This window comes from Sulfurimicrobium lacus, assembly GCF_011764585.1.
Taxonomy (GTDB): domain Bacteria; phylum Pseudomonadota; class Gammaproteobacteria; order Burkholderiales; family Sulfuricellaceae; genus Sulfurimicrobium; species Sulfurimicrobium lacus.
Window position 1 is genome coordinate 792,109 of the sequence record NZ_AP022853.1, and the last position, 19,334, is coordinate 811,442.

Here is a 19,334-nt window from a genome sequence, read left to right on the forward strand (position 1 = left end):
AATTAACATATGATTTCACCGTCCCTCTTATCCGTAATTCCAATGAAAATTCTTATTGTTGAAGACGATTCTGCTGCTGCCGCACTGTTGCAACAAGGATTGACCGGTCTGGGCTACACGTCCGAAATTGCGCGCGACGGTCTGGAGGGGCTGGAAAAAGCGCGTGCCGGCAACTTTAGCTTGTGGCTCGTGGATATCATGCTGCCCAGGCTCGATGGCCTGTCCATGCTGCGTACCTTGCGTGGTGAGGGCATGCAGACCCCGGCGTTGATTCTCAGCGCGTTGGGCGAGGTTGACGAGCGCGTGGAAGGCTTGCGCGCCGGCGGCGACGACTACCTGGTGAAACCGTATGCTTTCAGCGAATTGCAGGCCCGTATCGAGGCCCTGCTGCGCCGTGCGCGACCGACGGCGGGAACGGAAACGGAACTGGAAGTCGCCGACCTGAAAGTGGACCTGCTCACACGCAAAGTGACGCGTTCCGGACAGGAAATTTTCCTCAAACCACGCGAATTCCGATTGCTAGAATACCTCATGCGTAACGCCGGCCAGGTGGTGACCCGCACCATGCTGCTGGAAAACGTGTGGGACTATTATTTCGATCCCCAGACCAACGTGGTGGATGTGCATATTAGTCGTCTGCGCCAACAAATCGACAAACATTTTCCCTTGCCGCTGTTGCATACCGTACGCGGTGAGGGTTACACGATGCGACCGGGGGAATGAGGCACAGAGACTCCGCCCCTTTACGCTTCGCCCTGGGCCTGTTGCTCACCTATCTGGGCGGCGCGGCCCTGCTCTTCTTTTTCCTTGATTACCAACTCACCACCATGCTTACCCACGAGGTGGATAAGGCCATGACAGAAGAGAGCCAACTGCTACAGGCTCGTTATCATGTCGATGGCACGGCAGGTTTGTACCACGCGATCCAGAGTGAAATCGAGAGCGACGGCAGCCAGTTTCACGGGTTTCGTATTATCGACCCGAAAAACAAGGTTACCTACCAGGCGGGCGGTATCGCGATATCCATGGTCACTTCGTTTTCGGGCGTACAACAGGTAAAGCTGGAGACAAGCGATAACAGGAAGCACACGGTACGGGTGATTTCATTTCCCATCGGGAAGGATATGACCGGCTTCGTCGCATCCAGCATGGAGCCGGCGTTGGACTTGCTAGCCAAGTTCCGGCAGACTTTTCTGGAGACGGCCGGAGGGGTGACCCTGTTCGGCCTGGCCCTCGGATACTGGCTGGTATGGCGCTTTCGCGGACGAATCGAGGCATTCAACCGCCATACGCAACAGATCGTGCAATCCGGCGATCTTTCCAGCCGCATGCCGGCGGTGGGAAACGATGAATTTTCGGTGCTGGCCAGCAACATGAACGCGATGCTGGAACGGATCGAAAAATTGGTGCAAGGCATCCGCCAGGTGAGCGACAACATCGCCCACGACTTGCGCACGCCGCTGACCCGCCTGCGTGCCGATGTCCAGGTGGCCCTGCAGCAAGGAGACCTGGGGGCACACAAGGCGGCGCTGGAAAGAGTGCAATGCGAACTGGAAAAGATGCAGAGCATTTTCAGTTCCCTGCTCGCCATCAGCCGGGCGGAATCAGGTGGAATGCCGGTGAAACGCGCGGTGGTGGATTTTTCGGAATTGCTGAGTGAACTGGTCGAGCTTTATACGCCCTCGGCCGAGGAGCGTAGTCTCGTTCTGCGAGGAGAAGTTGCTGACGGTTTGCTGATCTACGGCAACCGCCAGCTTCTTGCGCAAATCATATCCAACCTGCTGGACAACGCGCTCAAGTACGTTCCTGCGGGAAGCGAAATCAAGTTGCATGCGCAACAGCAGGGCGGCCAGATTAAAGTAGTGGTGGAAGACGGCGGGCCGGGCATCCCCCCAACGATGCGGGAAAAGGTGTTCGAGCGATTCACGCGTCTTGACCCCAGTCGAACCATGGCAGGCTCTGGCCTGGGCTTAAGTTTGGCCAAAGCTTTTGTCGAACTTCATCACGGCACCATCGCCATTACCAAAAGTCCATTGGGGGGGAGCGCTTTTACCCTCGATCTGCCCGCAGCCTGAATTTCTGCGTCGATTTAGTGCGGTAAATTTACACCTGTGGTTTCCTGATCATGGTGGATGAGGGTGTCAGAGAAATTCCCCAATTCCACGGCATGATGGATATTGAGTTTTCTCATGATGTGGATGCGATGGACATCGACTGTCTTGGGGCTGATGTCGAGTTCGCGCGCGATAAGCTTGCTGGATTTTCCGCTCTTGATATGCCCCAGGATTTCCCTTTCCCGCGGAGTCAGTTTCGCAAGGCGGTCTTGCAAGTCCTGCGATCCCAGGCGTTTGGCGCGATTCGCCTGATCCAGTCGCAGGGCACACTGGATCCGGTCAAGCATCTCCTGATTGTTGAAAGGTTTCTGGACGAAATCCAGCGCGCCATTTTTGAGCGCGCGCACTGCCATCGGGATATCGCCATGGCCGGACATGATGATGACCGGGATGTCGACGTGGTTCGCTCTCAGATGGTCGAGCAGATCCAGTCCGCTCATGCCGGGCATTCTGACATCAAGCAGCAGGCAACCCGGCTGCTCGGGAGAATAGTGGCTGAGAAAATCCTGTGCGGAGGGGAACATCACGGATGTGAGATGTACCGATTGCAGCAGCCAATGAATGGAGTGACGGATGGCCTCGTCGTCATCCACGACAAAAACGGTTGCGAGAGCGGCGTCAGGCATGATCGTCCAGGGAGAAGGTAATAGTGAAAATGGAGCCGGAATCCAGCGAGGAAAAGACCCGGATCTGTCCGCCGCAGGACTTGACTATGCTGCGACAGATGGTCAGGCCCAGCCCCAGGCCATCGTCCGTGGATGAGGCAAACGGGTTGAAAATTAGTTCAATTTCCGATTCCGGAATGCCCTCCCCCCGGTCGCCTCTGCCCTTGCGGATAAAATCGCGAAGATGGGCAATGATTTTACCCGCGCGCTCGGTCTGGAAATGGGCGGCTTTGATCTCTTCACCCAGATGTTCCTTGTCATGCCGGCCGGATTCGATGAGCTCCACGCATCTCCTCAGATAGGTGTTTGCCGCGGCGAGCGGCTGTCCCGCGCCATCCTTAAATAAGCAAGCACCAGGCAGCGCTTCGATCAAGGCTTGCAGGTGCTCCGCCAGCGGGTCCAGATGGGTTGCCAATTGCATCAGTAATTTGCCTTTTTCATATTTGTATAGTGGGCAAACAATGTATGACGACGGTAATGCTAGTCCGAATATTCAGCCTCATCAATAGGGTACATTTCAGAGCTCTCATCCGGAGTGAAGAGATAGGGGGAAATCCCCTAAGTGTTTTTCTTAGGCGCGTAAATAAAAATCCAAATGGTAAGTAAATGACGTTCGGATAGACTTTGACTCAATCAGTACGGTCCGTATTTCACCCCATTATCAAGGAGAAAAATATGCGGGTAGTGATAGCAGAGAAGGATCAAATCGGGCGCCGTCTGCTTGCCCAGTTGCTGCGCATGGAAGGCCATGATGTGCTGCTCATCGAGGAGGGCGGCGATGTCCGGGGTCTCATGAAGCAACACCGACCCGATGTGGTGCTGATGAACATGTTCTCTACGCAGGAAGGAGAAGGTTGCGGCGCCATAAGACCCGGCTCGGGCGCGGCAGATTGCCTCTCGCCCGTGGTGGTGATGACTTCGATGGGGGCATGTGAAAATCTTTCTGTCTTTATGGGAATGGGAAAACACGTTGAGACGGATGGCTTCGACCGTCTGCCGGCTAACGCAAAAATTGGCACCATGGAGCACGTCCAGCGCATCTGTGAAATATTGTCGCGCAACCTGTGCTATTCCGGGCGGAACGAGATGAAAAGGCCCGCAATACGAAGTTCAGGCCAGGGGTCTTTGGAGTTGTACGCGAGATAGTCCTGTGCGTTCCGGAAACAAGTGAGGGAGACCGTCATGAAAGTTATGGTTGTGGAGCAGGATCGTGTCGGGCGCCAGCACTTGAGCGGTATGCTGGCCAATGATGGGCACCAGGTTGAAGAGGCGGACAATGCAGCGAAGGCATTGTCACTGTTTTCCCAGACGAACCCCGACATGGTGTTCGTTCATTCCGACATGGGGGATGCAGGACCTTCGCTGTCTCACCAGATCAAGTTGCAAAACCCCCGGCATTTCGTACCTATCATCTTCATGTCACCGGTGGCCGACGAGTTCGCTCTGTGCAAGTTCATGGAAGGGCATGCCGATGACTTCATCGAAGATACGATGAACCCGATTTCCCTGCGTGCCAAAATCATGAGTATCGAGCGTACCGCTCATCTGTATAACGACTATGAGTCGTCCAGGATAAAGACGGAGCAGGAGATCAAGCTGGCGCGCCATATGTTCGATTCGCTCATCCGGAGCCGCCGTCAGGATGTGGCGCAATTGAATAGCTGGAGTTGGGCTGCAGGACATTTCAGCGGGGATATGGTGATTTATGAAAAAAACAGTCGGGGCGACTTGTGGGTGATGCTTGGCGATTTTACCGGCCATGGACTCGCCGCGGCGGTGGGTGCCATCCCCGCGGCAGATGTGTTCTTCAGTATGGTGGAGGCGGAGCAGGACGTGGGACAGGTCGCGACCGCGATCAACAAGAAATTATTCAGCATGTTGCCTACCGGGCATTTCTGCTCCGCTTGCCTGCTTTCTGTGGAATTTGATAAGTCATTGATTACCATATGGAATGGCGGATTGCCAAGCATGAGGATCATCTCCGGGCAAGGAGTGGTCCTGGCGCGGCCCCGCTCCATGAATTTGCCTTTGGGGATACTTTCCCCCGAGGAATTCAAGCCCCTGATGGAGACCTTTTCCCCGCGTGAGGGGGAGTCGCTGGTTCTATATAGCGATGGTCTGACTGACGCGATAAATCCAGCAGGGGAAATGTTTGGCGAAGAACGCCTGGACCGGGTTCTGGCCCAATCAGGAAATGGCGAGTCCCTGGTCGAGATCATCAAGAAGGAGCTCATCGTTTTCATGGATGGGCTTGAGCCGCTTGATGATGTCAGCCTGATCACCCTGGCCATCGAGTGAGCCTTGAATATGCCGCAAGACATACCTGCATTGTTCCGGGCCGCACCTGCGCCCGGCGTTGAAAAAAAGGATGGTGTCGCACCTCGTCACCCCATGGCACAGGAAGCCAATGGACTTGTCATCACCGATCAGGAGGGGGTCGTGGTGTATGTGAACCCTATGGCGGAGCGGATTTTCTACCGCGAGGCAAGGCGGTTTGTTGGCAAGCCGTTCGGTTACCGGATTGTCGAGGGGGAAACGATAGTCATCGATATATTCAGCCCCGACGGCACCCCTTATCAGGCCGAATTGAGCGTTGATGCGGGGGAGTGGGACGGCAAGCCAGCTTACATTATCGAGCTAAAGCGCGTTGACGATTGGCTGAATCAGAAGATCAAGGCGTCCCTGCAGAAGAGCAACCACCGTTTTCTTGCCCTGATAAATGCCGCCCCGCTGGCGATCGTGACGCTCAACAATGATGGAACGGTCATTTTCTGGAGCCGGTCGGCGGAAAAAATGTTTGGCTGGAGCAGTCATGAAGTGCTGGGCAAGGCGCCGCTGATCTTGTCCGGTGATGGGAACAATGATTTTTTACGCTGGTGCGACCAGGCATTGGACGAGAATGCGCCCCATGAAACCGAGTTGTTGGGGCAACGCCGGCGTGATGGCAGTTTGATCGACCTGCGAATCTGGGCTGCCAATCTTGAGGATGGTGACGGCTTCATGGGCAGCCTGATGGCGGTGATCGCCGATGTGACCGAACACAAACGCGTAGAAGCCAGGATGCAGCGCCTGGCCACGCACGATGGCCTGACCGGGCTGCCCAACCGCATCCTGCTTTGCGACCGGATTTCCCAGGCGTTGTTCAAGATTTTCCGTGAGGGAAGCGAGATGGCCGCAGTCCTGGTCATTGGTTTGAATAATTTCGACCTGGTTCTGCAGTCGCTGGGATTTGTGGCGGGGGACCGCCTGCTTAACGAGCTGGCGCAGCGCCTGGGAGGGCTTGTTCGGCAATCCGATACCCTTGCGCGTTATGGGCAGGATACGTTCGCTGTCGTGCTGCCGGCGTTGGAACGGGAGCAAGATGCCGCCAAGGTTGCCGAAAAAATTCTCGACATTTTCGTGGCTCCGTTTTTTATTGACGAACTGGAGATTTTTCTCTCGGCGAGCGTCGGCATTGCCATGTCCTCCAGTGATGGCGAAAGTGCCGAAGTGCTGTTGCGCAATGCCGATACGGCCATGCGCCGTGCACACATGGATAACCGGAGAGGATTCCATTTTTACACCCATGGCATGAATGAATTGGCTGCCAAGCGCCTGGTTCTGGTGCGCGGCCTGCGGCACTCCCTGGAACGAAAAGAACTCTGTCTTTATTACCAGCCAGTCGTGAAATTGGCGACCGGACAGATCGTCGGCGTGGAAGCGCTGTTGCGCTGGCGGCATCCCGAGCTCGGTCTGATTCCGCCGGGGGACTTTATTCCCATCGCCGAGGAAGAAGGATTGATTGTGCCGATAGGCGAGTGGGTGTTGCGCGAAGGGTGTGCTCAAATAAGGCGCTGGGAGGAACAAGGCCTGGGGCGACTGCGTCTGGCGGTGAACCTTTCAGCCCGACAGTTTTCCGAGGTGGATTTGCCGCAGCATATAGCATCGATTCTGGCCGAGACTGGCATGCCTGCCGAGTGCCTGGAAATCGAGCTGACAGAAAGCATGCTGGCAAGCAATGTCGAGGACGCCGTGTCCATGATGAAACAGCTCAAATCCATCGGGGTATGTTTGTCGATTGATGATTTCGGCACAGGGTATTCCAGCCTCAGTTACCTGAAGCGCTTTCCGCTCGATGTGCTCAAGATCGACCGGAGTTTTGTCAGCGAGATTCCTTTTAACGCGGACGATATTCAAATCTGCTCCACCATTGTGGCGATGGCACACGGCTTCAATTTGCGGGTGATCGCGGAGGGTGCCGAGACCCAGGCGCAAATCGATTTCCTCACGAAACTGCATTGTGACGAGGTACAGGGTTTTTACTACAGCAAGCCGTTGCCGCCAGCAGAACTGGTGGATTTTCTCATGGTTAAACAATGCGGCAAGGACAGTCTGGCTGCGGCGTGATTCTGAATAATAAAGGCAGGGTGTGTTTCCTGCTACTTGCGTTATATGAATAAGATAGCTTCATTGAAGCGTTTTTGTCGATCAGCTCGGTTCCAAATCTTTTCCGAACTACCTCGATGAGGACGCGCTCACGCATATTTCTAAAGGGTGGCTGAGCGCTATTTTTCAGCAGAGCAACTGCTCTTTGCGTAATCCAGGTGGCCCTGTAGAATGCCCCCTGCATCATTCACTCCGAATGGCGCGGTGAACAGCGTTCTTTCGGATTCCATCGCATGCAGGCGTCTTTCCGTTTCGATCAGGGCCATGACTTGCGTCCAGGCATAATGCCATGGATGCCGCCTTTCCCTGCCAGTCTGCTTGCATCCATATCCGGGTATTTTCTCCTCGCCTTGTGCCTCCTGCAGTTCGGCGCATTTACTGCCAACGCGGCTCAGGCTTTCGAGACGCCGGTGATCGCGTCCAATGAACAGGAATTCCTGACGAATCTGCCTATCGTCCTGACGCCCTCGCGTCTGCCCCAGCCGCTCAACGAGGCGCCGGCCGCGGTGACCATCATCGACCGGGAAATGATCCGGGAAACCGGCTACCGTGACATCCCGCGGCTGTTAAGGCTGGTGCCGGGCATGCAGGTCGGGCAGGAGCGGGGCGACTCCCATTGGGTGACCTACCATGGCCTGGGAAACGATTTCCCTTCATGGATGCAGGTGCTGGTGGACGGCCGTTCCGTGTATTCGCCGGGAAATTTCGACGGTGTGGACTGGACTTCCCTGCCGGTCACGATCGACGAAATCGAGCGCATCGAGGTGGTGCGCGGCACCAATTCGGTGGCCTACGGTTCCAATGCCTTCCTTGGCGTGATCAATATCATCACGCGCCACAGTGCCGATACGCCTGGCGCGAAAGCGTCTGCCCGCGCGGGAACGTCTGGGGTCAGGGATCTTAGCCTGGAACTGGGCGAAAATTCGGAAACCGGAGGTCTGCGGCTGAATGCGGAAGACAAGCGGGATGACGGCTTCGCGGGACTGCACGATGGGAAACACTTCACGCTCGCCTCACTGCGCGCCGACCGGCGCATCGATGACCACGACGAGCTGATGTTCCGTTTTGCAGCCAGCAACGGCAGCCGCGAGCTGGGATATCCCGATTCGACCTTCAATAACAACGCCGAACGCGGTTCGGAGACGCTCAATGCCACCTTGCACCTGCAGTGGCGGCATACACCCACGCCCGGCGAGGAATGGCTGCTGAACTACTACCGCAATCACGATCGGACCAGCGAGGATTGGGTCGCTTCCGCTGCGCTCGGACCGATCACCGCCAATGTGCCCCTCAACCGCAATCGCAGTAGCGTGCGCGACAACCTGGAACTGCAGCACCGGCTGACTTTTTCCGATACGCTGCGGACGGTGTGGGGCATGGAGGTGCGTCACGACCAGGTAGAGGCGCCTTTTCTCTACTATGGAGCGGCAAACCAGAGCTCCGATCTTGCGCGCCTGTTCGGCCAGACGGAGTGGTGGTTCAAGCCAAAGTGGAGTCTCAACGTCAGCGCCTTGGTCGAGAAGTTCGACAGCGATGCGCCGCACGTCTCGCCGCGTCTGTTCGCCAACTGGAAAGTCACACCTCAGGATACGCTGCGTTTCGGCTACGCTCGCGCCTGGCGCCAGCCGACCCTGTTCGAGCGCTATGGAGATGTGCGCGCAGTTTATCAGGGGGCGTTGCTGGTTCAGCCCTACATGCCCAATCCTGATCTCCAGGCGCCGCGCATCGACAGCCTGGAACTGGGTTATCTGAGCCAGATTCAGACCTGGAACACGCGCCTCGATGTGCGCCTGTTCAACGAGCGGATCGAAAATTACATCATCCGGGTATCCCACCCCGAGTTTACCGCGCCCTTGCTTTCGGCAACCCTGCCTACGGCGCGCTACGAAAATCTTTCCGCGCCTGTCACGCTGCGCGGGCTGGAGTATCAGTTCGACAGCCGGCCTCTGCCGGGCACGCACCTGCTGTTCAGCCATACCATGATCGATCGTTCCTGCAACGATGCCTTCGTCACCCAGCTGACTGCGCCATACAGCGCCAGCCTGAGCTGGATGCAGGATTGGGAGAGCAGGTGGTCAAGCACCCTCAGCCTGCTGCGCATGGGGCCGATGGCCGGAGGCACCGGCTTCGTGCCGCAGAGCCAGTACGTATCCAAAGCCTACACCACGCTGGATGCGCGTCTTGCGCACAAGGTGAAATACGGAGGAACCCCGCTGGAAATCGCACTGGTGGGCACCAATCTGGGAGGGCGCCATCAGGAAATCGCCGACCGTTCGGAGCAATTTCTGCATGGCACCAATCCAGTCAACCAGACTTCTCCCATGGTGTGGCTGACCCTCACCTTCAATCCAAGGTAGTTCCGTTCGGTCAGAATCCGTAAAACTTCAATCGCGCGAATTCCTATACAATTCCAAGACGATTCCAGCGAAACCCGAGGGAGAAAATCATGGCATCTGATTATTGCTACGAAACATTCCGCAGTTCGCCGCTCGCGGCTGAGTTGAGCGACGAGCAATGCGCGCTGCTTGCCAAACAGGTGGTGTGCCGCAGCCTGGCGGATGGGGAAGTTTTGCTCAAGGAAGGCGCCGTCGACCAGAGCCTTTACGTCATCGCCAAGGGTAATCTCGCCGTGACGCATGAAAACGGCACCGGCGACTGGATCGTGCTGCATATGCTCCGACCGCGCGACCTGGCCGGGGAGCTTGGTTTCCTCGACGGGCTGGAGCACAGCGCCACTTTGCGTTCGATCGGGCCGACCGAATTGTTCAGCCTGGAGCGCAGCCGCCTCGAAGCCCTGCTCGAGGAGCAGCCCAAGCTCGTCTACCAGGTCATGCGCGCGGTGATCCGCTCGGTGCACAGCACGCTAAGACGCATGAACCTCCAGTACGTCGAGCTGACCAACTACATCAACAAACAGCACGGGCGTTACTAGGACTTTTCTAGGCGCCACGCCGCGCCAGAAAACGATCCAGCTGATTGGCGAAAGCCTGGCGGTCGTTCTGGCCAAGCGTCGCCGGGCCGCCCGTGTTCACCCCGCTGCTGCGCAGCTCGTCCATGAAGTTGCGCATGGTCAGGCGTTCCTGGATGTTTTCCTTGCTGTAGAACTCGCCGCGCGGATTGAGTGCGTGACCGCCGCCCGCGATGACTGCCGATGCGAGCGGAATGTCGGCGGTGATGACCAGATCGCCGGGCTGAATCTGCTGGACGATCCAGTTGTCGGCCACGTCGAAACCGGCGGGTACCTGGACCGCGCTGATATAGCGCGAGGCCGGGATACGTATCAGCTGATTGGCAACCAGCGTCATCGGCACTTTCGCCCGCTCGGCGGCGCGAAAGAGGATTTCCTTGATGACGTTGGGGCACGCATCGGCGTCAACCCAGATTTGCATTGGCGACTCTTTCCGCGATGTGATGGGTGGCAAGCTCTGCCATGTTATCAACGGTACAAATACAAAGGACCTGCATTTCTGCAGGCCCTCGATATTCTTGGTGGTGATAGGTGGACTTGAACCACCGACCCCAGCATTATGAGTGCTGTGCTCTAACCAACTGAGCTATATCACCAAAGGAGAGGCGGAATTTTACGTTTTGCACGGAATTTGTCAAGTCGGGTATAATCCCTGCTTCAAAATTCCGCGCCCGTAGCTCAGTTGGATAGAGTATTGGTTTCCGAAGCCAAGGGTCACAGGTTCGACTCCTGTCGGGCGCGCCAGTCATTTATGGAAATGGGCACCGTGTTTCTAACAACGGTGGCCCTGCCGATTCGATGGACATCCATCCCATGCTAGGTCTGTTCCTCTCCACCATTGCTTTTTTTGTTGCGGCTTTCTTCATGAACCGCTACCTCGACGCGCAGGGACTGGACCGCAACCTGTCGCGCAAGATCCTGGTCGGCACGCTGGCGACCATCGTCTCTTTTGGGGCGGGGTGGGCGGTAGACAAGCTGGATGGCGACGCGGACGCGCCGCAGAAGAACGTGGCGTTAACCGATATCATGCAAGGCGGCGACCCGACACAGGCTTTGAAGGTGCTGTCCGGGCTCAAATAGCAAGGACAGCTGCAGGCGTGTTCGGCGAAAGATGAACCGTCTCCGGTGCAATAAAAAAGGCAGGGCGAACCCTGCCTTTTTTACGTGCTGCGCAAGGAATTACTTGGCTGCAGGTGCGGCAGCAGGTTCTGCGGCAGGCGCGGCTGCTTTAGCTTTCTTTGCTTTCTTGTGTTTTTTGACCTGCTTCATGGCAGGCTTCGCAGCTTCTGCCTTAGGTGCTTCGGCAGCGGCAGGAGCGGCAGCAGGAGCTGCTGCGTCAGCGGCAACGGCGGAGAAGGTTACGGCGGCGAAAGCGGCTGCGATCAGGGCGGACAAAAGTTTGCTCATTTTTGATTTCCTTTAATTTAACCAGTTAGCGATCTATCTGAATCGTGGATTCGGACAATTACGTTTGGCGTAATGGTCCAAATAACGCCAGGCCAAGCCAGTAGTTGACAATTGTCTGAAATAATTTCGCGCCCCATCCTTGTCCGCGCCGATCAGACGCGATGCTCTCCCCCCAGCGCTGCCACGATGGCCGGCAATAATCTGGCCAGTTCGCCGGTCATCAGGGCGAAGTCCGCATCGAATTGCTCGTCCGCCGTTTCGGCGCTGGCCTCCGCTTCTTCCTTGAGGATGTCGAGAAAAGCCAGGCGCTTGATTTCCATCCGGTCGGTGAGGACGAAGGAAACGCGGTCGTCCCAGGTCAGCGCCAGGCGCGTGGGTTGCTTGCCGGCGGTGATGTGCTTGCTGATCTCCTCGGCGTCGAGGGGGTGGCGCACATAGCGCACGGTGGCATTTTCTTCCACCGGCGAGCGCAGTTCGCAGTCGCGGTCGATGCTGAATCCGGCTGGCGCTTCGCTGGTGGTGAGCCACTCCGTCATCGCGGCGGCGGGCGAGCGCTCGGTACGCAGCGGCGACAGCGGCAGGTCGCTGATGCACTTGTTGAGCATTTCCAGCACCTCGTCCGCCTTGGCCGTGCTGGCCGCATCGATGGCCAGCCAGCCATGCGCCGGATCGATCCACACGTAGGTGGTGCGACGCCGGGCGAAAGCGCGCGGCAGCAATTCCTCCGCGACCCGCTCCTTGATTTCGCGCGCCTGCTTGCGGCTCGGGCTGTAGCCCTGCTGCTGTTCGAATTCGACGATCCGGTCCTTGGCCAGATCATTGACAACGGAGCCCGGCAGCAGCTTCTGCTCCACGCGCAGGGCCAGCATGATCTGGCCGTTCAGCGCATAAGCCAGGCGCTCGTCGCCGCGCGGCGATACCCAGCCCCGGGTTTGCATGTCCATGCCGCCGCAGGGCTGGAAAACGTGCTGCGCCAGTTGCTCGTCGAGTTGTTGCGTGGTGACTTTCCAGTCAGTGGAAAGACGGTAGATTTGAAGGTTCCTGAACCACATGGCCGTTCCAAAAAAGTGAGGGATTATACGCCGACCGGGAATACATAAAATTCTTCCGGTCGGTCCATATGTCGGTGTATTGTAGCCAAAATCTGTTTTTGACCGGATGGTGTCGAATCTGCTGAAAACCCGGATGCCGGCTTCGCATGCTTCTGGCGGGGCCGTATAGCCGGGGGAACCGTACTTTCATCGCTGTAAAATTCGACGCCTTGCACTGAATTCTTAACGCTATTTGAATCGGACTCGTTGTGGCCACAATCTACTGCAAATCCCACCCCAGCGTTCCGGCGCGCTGGACTTGCCCCCAGTGCGATGTCGATCTGTGTTCCGGCTGCGTCAAAGCGGGAAAGAACTTCACGCTGTGCCCGGTCTGCAAAAGCCCGATGGCTCCGCTGGGCATGGGCAATGTCATTACGCCATTCTGGCTGCGCATCCCGAAATTTTTCCTCTATCCGGCGCGGCCTGTCGCCCTGATTTACATCGCAGTACTTGCGCTGCTCAGCGCCTTCTTCGGTGCTAGCGGCCTGTTCTCCGCCCTGATGCAACTGGTGATCTTCGTGGTGTTCGTCCGATACGGCTATGCCGCGCTGGAAAGCTCTGCACAAGGGCATCTCGACCCGCCGGCGGTGAGTTCGGAACTGGTCAGCGGCGACTTGTCGTTGCCATTCAAGCAACTCGCCATCTTTATCCTGATGTTCGCTTCGGTAGGGGTCGCAGCATCCTTGCTGGGCCGCTTCGGGGCTGTCGTCATGCTGATCCTGGTCTATCTGTCCCTGCCGGCCAGCGTCATGGAACTGGCTACCAGCCATAGCTTCGGCGCGGCCATCAACCCTGCCAACCTGTTCGGCACCATACGCTGTATCGGCTGGCCCTACCTGGTGCTCTGGTTTTTCCTGGTCATGCTCACGGCGAGCAGTGCGGCACTCCAATACCTGCTGCCCGGCATGGAGCATTCGTTCTGGGCGACGTTGCTTTACGACGTGGTGAACATGTACTTCCTGCTCGCCATGTTTCACCTGATGGGATACGTCATCTATCAATATCACCAGATACTGAATTATGCCGTCGCGGTGGATTTCGATGAAACGAGCGAATCGAATGTCGCAAAAGTGGAGAAACCAGCCGACCCGGTCAATGCCCAGGTTGCCCTGCTTCTGCAGGAAGGCAAGGCAGATGCGGCTCGACAGCTTCTTGTGGAGAAAATTGCCAGCGCGCCGGGCAACCTGGAATTGCGTGGAAAATTGCATAAACTGCTCGTTCTGGCGGGCGACGCACAAGGTCTGGCCGAATCCGCCCAACCCTTCATCACTCTGCTGATGGCTGAGCAGAAAACACGTCAGGCGGCGGAAATTCTGCGTGATTGCCAGCGACTGGTCGCGGAGTTCCGCCCTGCCAACCCGGATTATACCTACCCCCTGATGCTGCAATTACGTGCCTTGCGCGAGCCGCAACTGGCAGTGAAACTCGCACAGAATTTCCACCAGCGTCACGACAATCATGTCGAGCTGCCGAATATCTATTTTCTCGTCGCGCAGATTATGTGCGAGGAATTGAGGCAGGATCAGCAGGCGGCAAAGATTCTGGGCTTCCTGCAGAGTAAATTCCCGCAACATGAGCTGGCGCCCAAAATCCGGGAATACTTGGCGCTGCTCGGGCGGCTTGCCACTGCCGGTTAAAGGCCCGTCGCGGTTTTCCGGTTTTTAGCCGGCATTGTTCAGGATGTGATGGGCCAACTCGGCTTCCGACGATTGCGGGTGGCGATCGATCAGCAAGCTTAGATACTGACGGCTCTTTTCGCTTTGCTTTTCTCGCGCATAGGCGGTGCCCAAAGCCAGCAATGCCGGCGCCAGCGATGCGTTTGGCGATTTGCCCAGAACATTGACGAGCTTCTCCGCATCATCGAGAAACCCTGCGGAAGCAAAGCGGCGTGCCAGCGCCAACAGCGTGTGCGGCGTCCAGCGTATGCTAGGCTGGGCAATGCGGAAATATTCCTTGTAGGTGGCATTCTGCAGCTTGATGCACTCCGCGTCCTTATCCGTCAGATTCAGAATCTGCTGGCTGAGCGCATGGAACAGTTCGCTGGCCGGAGAGAGTTTGGCGATGTTGTAGCGCTGAACCAGTAAGCCCCTGTCACCGGGTTTTTCGGCATGCAGCTCGCCGAATATCCTGGCGGCCTGCGGCATGTCCAGCGCAGCGACGCGCTTGATGCCTTCCTCATAGCGTCGCTGGAAAGCGGCTTCCTTCTCGGACTCGTCAAGATAGGACACATCGACACTGCCTTGAGTGCGTTTAACCACCATGGCGATCGCCGCACCGGCGCACAATCCGCCAACGTGGGCCAGATTGTTGACGCGCGACGGCCCGGCCAGGAACATCTGGTAAAACTCGTTGGCCAGCCACACGGGAAGCATGATGATGGCGGGCGCCCTGATGTAATCGAAATAAAAGACCAGCCAGTAAAAGAAACGGATTTTTCGCAGTCCGAAAAGCACGGCATACATCCCCATTACGCCGGCAATCGCGCCCGATGCCCCGATATCCGTAATGCCGCTGTCAGGGTGAATCATCACGTCCAGCCCGCCGGAAGCCAGCCCTGCCAGCAAATAGAAAACCAGGTAGCGCCGGCTGCCCAGCGCCGCTTCAACCACGTAACCTATCAGCCCCAGGATCAGCATGTTGCCGAACAGATGCCCGAAATCCGCATGCAGAAACATGTGGCTGAACATTGTTACGAACGCCGGGTAAGCGGGCTTCAGTCCATAGCTGTACCACACCACCCGGCCGAGCAGCCCGTCAAGATGCGTCCGTTCCGCCTGCCATAGCGCGCGCTCGCTAAAATCCGGCTGAAATAATCCGCCCTGGCGTAGCTGCCGCATGAAGGGCGCATCGATGTCCATGGCAAACAGCAATTGCGGCGCCAGCTTCGAGTCGTGCTCCAGGCTGCGGGCCACCTCGCTGGCTTGGGGTTGCTGCCCGTTGTTTTCGAGGTAACGCAAATAAAGCGGAACTTCGATGCGCGGCAAACTCGACTGCGCATAATATTTTGTGGCTTCGGCCATGCGCTTTTCATCATGCGCCTGAGCAACAAGGAAAATGAGCGCGTTCAGGACAATGAGAAACACTGTAACAAGCGGCGGTGATTTCCAGTCGACAGGCTTGTCTAGCGGGATAAGCAGCATGGCAGGGCTCTTGGTGGGATTTGCGCGATTGTAAGTTAAATTCGCGCTACCACACCAACTTCGGTCAGCCCGCCTGCGCCACCACCACGTCGCTCAGGCGTGTGGTGTAGCACGGCGATTTGCGCTCGGACTTGGTGTGCCAATGCGGCGTCAGCCCTTCCCCGGCTAGCTTGATGGTCCCTTGCCCGAAGGTCTGGTTGATGCGGTCCAGCGCCTGCATGAGGCCGGTGGAGCGCGCCAGCTGGGCGGGGTCGTCGAACAGCGTGAGGGCGCGCCGGCTGGCGGGGATCAGTTCGGAAAGCATCACGCCCGCCTTGGTGTAGGCGAAGCCCGGCCGGTAAATCGTTTTGAGCCCCTGCAGCGCGCCATGGGAAAGCGCAATCGAGTCGGATGTCGGGGAAGCCAGCGGCACCGTGATGCTGGGGCTGTACTGCGGCGCATTTTCCTTGAAGGGGTTGGTGCGGATGAAGACGTGGATGGCGCCGGCCAGGGCGTTCTGGCGGCGCAGTTTCAGCGCGGCGCGCACGGTGTAGGTCTGCACCGCCTGCTGCAGTTCCGCAAGGCCCAGCACAGGCATGCCGAACGAGCGCGAGGAGATGATCTGCTGGTTCGGCGCAGTTACCTCTTCCAGGCTGAGGCGCGGCACGCCGTTGAGTTCCTCCACGGTGCGCTCCAGCACGATCGAGAAACGCTGGCGGATGCGCGCGGGCGATGCCCGCTTGAGGTCGAGCACCGTGCGGATGCCCATGTCGCCAAGCTTCGGCGCCAGGCGCCGGCCCACTCCCCAGACCTCGCCGACCTCGATATCGCCCAGCAGGCGATCCAGGTCGCCGGAATCTAGCGCGCCGAAGTCGCATACGCTGTCGAAAGCGGCGCGTTTCTTGGCGACATGGTTGGCGAGCTTGGCCAGGGTTTTCGAGGTGGCGATGCCGACGCACACCGGCAGCCCCAGCTGGCGGCGAATCCTGTGCCGCATGGTCTGCGCGTAGCGCGTCAGGCCCAAATGCTCGAAGCCGCTCAGGTCGAGGAAGCACTCGTCGATGGAGTAGACCTCCTGGCTGGGCGAAAAGCTCGAGAGGATAGCCATCACGCGGTTGCTCATGTCGGCGTAGAGCGCGTAATTGCTGGAGAGCGCGACGATATCGTGCTGCTCCGCCAGCGCCCGGATCTGGAACCACGGCACGGCCATGCCGACGCCCAGTGCCTTCACCTCGTTGCTGCGCGCCACCACGCAGCCGTCGTTGTTGGACAGCACGACGACCGGCCGGCCTTCGAGCCTGGGGTTGAACACCCGCTCGCAGGACACGTAGAAATTGTTGCAGTCGATCAGGGCGATGTTGGCAGACATAATCCTATCTCGTGGATCGACCACTTCACCACGCCCCAGATGGTGAGTGACAGGTCCGCGCCGACATGGATGTCGGGATAGTCGGCGTTGCCGGCGCGCAGCAGGTAGCCTTGCGGTGCGTGGCACAGCTGCTTCACGGTGAAGTCGCCTTCCAGCACGGCGATGACGATGCTGCGGTCGCTCGCTTCGACGGAGCGGTCCACCACCAGCAGGTCGCCGTCGTGGATGCCGAACCCGGTCATCGAATCGCCCGCGACGCGGATGAAGAAGGTCGCTTCCCGGTGTGCGATCAGGTGGCGGTTCAGGTCGATGCGGCCCTCGACGTAGTCGTCGGCGGGCGAGGGGAAGCCGGCGGGAACCGGCCTGGCCAGCAGCGGTCCGCCCACCCGGAATACGGCTGGCGGTGCGTCGAGCAGGGACAGCAAGCCCCCTGGGAAGGCCGCGGGGCCTTCCATGCAGATAGACATGGCAGCCCCGGCTAGTTGCGATATCGTCGGACGAGGCCGACCATGACGCCGTAGATTTCCAGCGAACCCTGCGGGCGGATGACCGGGAACGCCTTGTTGTGCGGGCGCAGGATGAACTGGCCGCGCTCGATGGCGAGTTCCTTGAGGGTGAACTCGTTGTCCACGATGGCCACCACGAAATCCCCGGCGCTGGCGGCGGTGCCGCGTTCGACCACGGCGATGTCGCCGTCGTTGATGCCGGCGTCGATCATCGATTCGCCCTTGATGGGGATCATGGCCGTGCGGGAAGGGGTGCGCACCAGGTAGTCGTCGACGAAGAAGGGATCGCCGCCGACATCGTTGGCCAGCACCGGCATGCCCGCCGGCACCGTGGCGTCCGCCAGCGGGCGCTCGAAGAAGCGCTTGGCCGGCATCCATGCGTCGTCGTCCGGGGTGCGTGCGAGGAAGCCCTGCGTCTCCAGGCGCTCGAGGAATTTGCGCGCCGCCGCCTTGGAGAAACCGATCAGTGCGGCGATGCGCTGCTGCGACGGGATGCGCCGGGCGTCGGCGTAGTAGTCGCGCAGCTTGGCGAGGTGCTCGTTGTCGCGATTGGGCGTGGGCATGGAGAGTTACCGATGGTTGTCTAATGAAAACCATGATAGTTATCGAACGACAACCTGTCAATGGCGAATATTTCACGCAAGCCGCGCCCGTTTTCTTCTAAAATGGGCACTCTCCCCGTAACCCCGCAGAAGACCATGCGCCTGATTCTCGCCCCCATGGAGGGCCTCGCCGATTACGTGCTGCGCGACGTGCTGACACGCATCGGCGGCTACGATGGCGCGGTGTCGGAGTTCATCCGGGTTTCCGGCACGCTGCTGCCGTTCCGCACCTATCAGCGCCTTTGTCCGGAGATTTTCGACGGGAGCCGTACGTCGTCCGGTACGCCAGTCGCGGTGCAGTTGCTGGGGAGCGACCCCGGCTGGCTAGCGGCCAACGCCGCCCGGCTGAGCGAGCTTTCCCCGCATGGCGTGGACCTGAACTTCGGCTGCCCCGCCAAAACGGTGAACCGGCACGGCGGCGGCGCAATGCTCCTGGGCGATCCGGAGCTGCTCAACAGGATCGTCCATGCCGTCCGCTGCGCCGTGCCGAAAAACATTCCGGTGACGGCGAAAATGCGCCTGGGAATCTCCGATACCTCGCGCGCGCTCGATTGCGCCCAGGCGCTGGCGGAAGGCGGCGCCGCGTCGCTGGTGGTACATGCCCGCACCAAGGAGCAGGGCTACAAGGCGCCGGCGCACTGGGAATGGGTTGCGCGCATCCGGGAGGCCATTCCCGTCCCGGTCGTGGCCAACGGCGAAGTATGGACCGTCGAGGACTGGAAGCGCTGCTGCGAGATCAGCGGGTCGCACGACGTGATGCTTGGGCGCGGCGCAGTCTCCGACCCGTGGCTGGCGCAACGCATACGCGGCATGGCGGAACCTGAACCGACACCGCAGGATTGGCTGGCGCTGCTGCCCTTCATCGCCGACTACTGGACCGGCGTGCAGCGCAAAGTGCTGCCGGCTCAGGCGGCGGGGCGACTCAAGCTGTGGCTCGGCATGCTGCGCCGGACGTGGCCGGAAGCCGGGGAACTACACACCATCATTCGCCCCCTACGCACGCCGGGCGAAATTTCAGATGTGCTTTGCGGACTTTCTATCCTTGGTCGGGCTGATTTGCCGCATTGA

General features: G+C 58.7%; 20 protein-coding genes and 2 tRNA genes. 11 read left to right on the forward strand and 11 right to left on the reverse strand.

All coding sequences use genetic code 11. From position 1 onward, the window contains the following. The first annotated feature begins 42 nt into the window (after window positions 1-42). On the forward strand, window positions 43-723 hold the full coding sequence (locus SKTS_RS04055) for a response regulator transcription factor (protein WP_173060705.1): 681 nt from the start codon (window positions 43-45) through the stop codon (window positions 721-723). Then, on the forward strand, window positions 720-2,075 hold the full coding sequence (locus SKTS_RS04060; protein WP_173060708.1) for a sensor histidine kinase: 1,356 nt from the start codon (window positions 720-722) through the stop codon (window positions 2,073-2,075). Before SKTS_RS04055 ends, SKTS_RS04060 begins: the two co-directional genes overlap by 4 nt. 14 nt (window positions 2,076-2,089) lie before the next feature. Here the strand turns inward: SKTS_RS04060 and SKTS_RS04065 are convergent, their stop codons facing one another. Continuing rightward, window positions 2,090-2,740: a response regulator transcription factor gene (locus tag SKTS_RS04065; protein WP_173060711.1), complete on the reverse strand. Its 651-nt coding sequence runs from the start codon at window positions 2,738-2,740 to the stop codon at window positions 2,090-2,092. Further along, window positions 2,733-3,152 (reverse strand): sensor histidine kinase, encoded by a 420-nt coding sequence (locus tag SKTS_RS04070; RefSeq protein WP_173060714.1) that lies wholly within the window; start codon window positions 3,150-3,152, stop codon window positions 2,733-2,735. The genes SKTS_RS04065 and SKTS_RS04070 overlap by 8 nt, the downstream gene beginning before the upstream one ends. A 302-nt stretch (window positions 3,153-3,454) precedes the next feature. Between SKTS_RS04070 and SKTS_RS04075 the strand changes: the two genes are divergently transcribed. From SKTS_RS04075 to SKTS_RS04085, 3 genes are read left to right on the forward strand one after another with little or no spacing between them, the layout of a single operon-like run. Then, the gene (locus SKTS_RS04075; protein WP_173060717.1) at window positions 3,455-3,925 is read left to right on the forward strand and encodes a PleD family two-component system response regulator; all 471 of its coding nucleotides are present in this window, start codon (window positions 3,455-3,457) and stop codon (window positions 3,923-3,925) included. Window positions 3,926-3,961: 36 nt separating this feature from the next. Then, on the forward strand, window positions 3,962-5,077 hold the full coding sequence (locus tag SKTS_RS04080; RefSeq protein ID WP_173060720.1) for a fused response regulator/phosphatase: 1,116 nt from the start codon (window positions 3,962-3,964) through the stop codon (window positions 5,075-5,077). Between the two features lie 9 nt (window positions 5,078-5,086). Continuing rightward, a complete protein-coding gene (locus SKTS_RS04085; RefSeq protein WP_173060723.1) occupies window positions 5,087-7,165 on the forward strand; it encodes a sensor domain-containing protein in 2,079 nt (692 codons plus the stop codon). 158 nt (window positions 7,166-7,323) lie between these two features. On the opposite strand, the gene SKTS_RS04090 is transcribed toward SKTS_RS04085, so the two are convergent. Further along, window positions 7,324-7,470 carry a hypothetical protein gene (locus SKTS_RS04090; RefSeq protein ID WP_173060726.1) on the reverse strand — a complete coding sequence of 49 codons (147 nt, stop codon included), beginning with the start codon at window positions 7,468-7,470 and terminating at the stop codon, window positions 7,324-7,326. Window positions 7,471-7,497: 27 nt separating this feature from the next. Between SKTS_RS04090 and SKTS_RS04095 the strand changes: the two genes are divergently transcribed. Continuing rightward, on the forward strand, window positions 7,498-9,561 hold the full coding sequence (locus SKTS_RS04095; RefSeq protein ID WP_173060729.1) for a TonB-dependent receptor plug domain-containing protein: 2,064 nt from the start codon (window positions 7,498-7,500) through the stop codon (window positions 9,559-9,561). 89 nt (window positions 9,562-9,650) lie between these two features. Then, window positions 9,651-10,136 carry a cyclic nucleotide-binding domain-containing protein gene (locus SKTS_RS04100; protein WP_173060732.1) on the forward strand — a complete coding sequence of 162 codons (486 nt, stop codon included), beginning with the start codon at window positions 9,651-9,653 and terminating at the stop codon, window positions 10,134-10,136. 7 nt (window positions 10,137-10,143) lie between these two features. On the opposite strand, the gene SKTS_RS04105 is transcribed toward SKTS_RS04100, so the two are convergent. Both SKTS_RS04105 and SKTS_RS04110 read right to left on the reverse strand, forming a co-directional pair. Then, window positions 10,144-10,593: a YaiI/YqxD family protein gene (locus SKTS_RS04105; RefSeq protein ID WP_173060735.1), complete on the reverse strand. Its 450-nt coding sequence runs from the start codon at window positions 10,591-10,593 to the stop codon at window positions 10,144-10,146. Between the two features lie 98 nt (window positions 10,594-10,691). Beyond that, window positions 10,692-10,768, reverse strand: a tRNA-Met gene (locus SKTS_RS04110). 71 nt (window positions 10,769-10,839) lie between these two features. On the opposite strand from SKTS_RS04110, the gene SKTS_RS04115 reads away from it, so the two are divergent. Together SKTS_RS04115 and SKTS_RS04120 are read left to right on the forward strand one after the other, a co-directional pair. Continuing rightward, window positions 10,840-10,916, forward strand: a tRNA-Arg gene (locus tag SKTS_RS04115). 69 nt (window positions 10,917-10,985) lie between these two features. After that, window positions 10,986-11,252, forward strand: a complete 267-nt coding sequence (locus SKTS_RS04120; RefSeq protein WP_173060738.1) for a hypothetical protein — start codon at window positions 10,986-10,988, stop codon at window positions 11,250-11,252. A gap of 99 nt (window positions 11,253-11,351) precedes the next feature. Here the strand turns inward: SKTS_RS04120 and SKTS_RS04125 are convergent, their stop codons facing one another. Together SKTS_RS04125 and SKTS_RS04130 are read right to left on the reverse strand one after the other, a co-directional pair. Next, a complete protein-coding gene (locus SKTS_RS04125) occupies window positions 11,352-11,579 on the reverse strand; it encodes a hypothetical protein (protein ID WP_173060741.1) in 228 nt (75 codons plus the stop codon). A gap of 152 nt (window positions 11,580-11,731) precedes the next feature. Next, on the reverse strand, window positions 11,732-12,631 hold the full coding sequence (locus SKTS_RS04130; protein WP_173060744.1) for a recombination-associated protein RdgC: 900 nt from the start codon (window positions 12,629-12,631) through the stop codon (window positions 11,732-11,734). A 248-nt stretch (window positions 12,632-12,879) separates the two neighbouring features. Here SKTS_RS04130 and SKTS_RS04135 point away from each other — a divergent pair, with 248 nt between their 5' ends. Continuing rightward, window positions 12,880-14,307, forward strand: coding sequence for a ZZ-type zinc finger protein (locus SKTS_RS04135; protein WP_173060747.1), 1,428 nt, complete (start codon window positions 12,880-12,882; stop codon window positions 14,305-14,307). Window positions 14,308-14,331: 24 nt separating this feature from the next. On the opposite strand, the gene SKTS_RS04140 is transcribed toward SKTS_RS04135, so the two are convergent. From SKTS_RS04140 to SKTS_RS04155, 4 genes are all read right to left on the reverse strand, one after another. Then, entirely contained in the window at window positions 14,332-15,690 is a 1,359-nt protein-coding gene (locus SKTS_RS04140; RefSeq protein ID WP_173060750.1) for a rhomboid family intramembrane serine protease, read from the reverse strand. Between the two features lie 184 nt (window positions 15,691-15,874). After that, window positions 15,875-17,158, reverse strand: coding sequence for a Y-family DNA polymerase (locus SKTS_RS04145; protein WP_173060753.1), 1,284 nt, complete (start codon window positions 17,156-17,158; stop codon window positions 15,875-15,877). Beyond that, window positions 17,137-17,625: a LexA family protein gene (locus SKTS_RS04150; protein WP_198420419.1), complete on the reverse strand. Its 489-nt coding sequence runs from the start codon at window positions 17,623-17,625 to the stop codon at window positions 17,137-17,139. The genes SKTS_RS04145 and SKTS_RS04150 overlap by 22 nt, the downstream gene beginning before the upstream one ends. An 11-nt stretch (window positions 17,626-17,636) precedes the next feature. Then, complete coding sequence (locus SKTS_RS04155; protein WP_173060756.1) at window positions 17,637-18,227, reverse strand: LexA family protein; 591 nt, start codon at window positions 18,225-18,227, stop codon at window positions 17,637-17,639. 135 nt (window positions 18,228-18,362) lie between these two features. Between SKTS_RS04155 and SKTS_RS04160 the strand changes: the two genes are divergently transcribed. Further along, a complete protein-coding gene (locus SKTS_RS04160; protein WP_173060759.1) occupies window positions 18,363-19,334 on the forward strand; it encodes a tRNA dihydrouridine synthase in 972 nt (323 codons plus the stop codon).